The sequence below is a fragment of the Shewanella sp. TB7-MNA-CIBAN-0143 genome (genome assembly GCF_040310065.1).
Lineage (GTDB): Bacteria > Pseudomonadota > Gammaproteobacteria > Enterobacterales > Shewanellaceae > Shewanella.
The window spans coordinates 1-271 of record NZ_JBEOPL010000103.1 but is presented as its reverse complement, the minus strand read 5'-3'; the positions used below and the strand labels follow the sequence as shown (position 1 = coordinate 271).

Below are 271 nucleotides of genomic sequence, written 5' to 3'. Positions count from 1 at the left end.
GTCTCAACAGCTTGAGCTAATTTATCGCGGTAAGCTTGCTCTTGAGCAGGTGTAAATTTACTTTTTTCGATTGTGCCTGCCCCGCCATGAATCGCAATGGCAAACGGCGTGCTCGCACTCAATGCAGATGAGCTCACACTCATTAAACTACCGCAAAGCAGTCCTAGTAATAGTGATTTTTTCATTGTGCGTTCTTTTGTTAGTTAAGATTAAAACTAATGTGAATGGTTACGTGGGGTTTTTCAAGTGAACTGAGTTTAATGGCATAAAA

At 41.0% G+C, this 271-nt stretch carries 1 pseudogene; it reads right to left on the bottom strand.

What is annotated here, in order from left to right:
• A pseudogene (locus AAEY97_RS21285) lies at positions 1-185 on the bottom strand (beta-aspartyl-peptidase); the annotation flags it as partial.
• Positions 186-271: the final 86 nt, after the last annotated feature.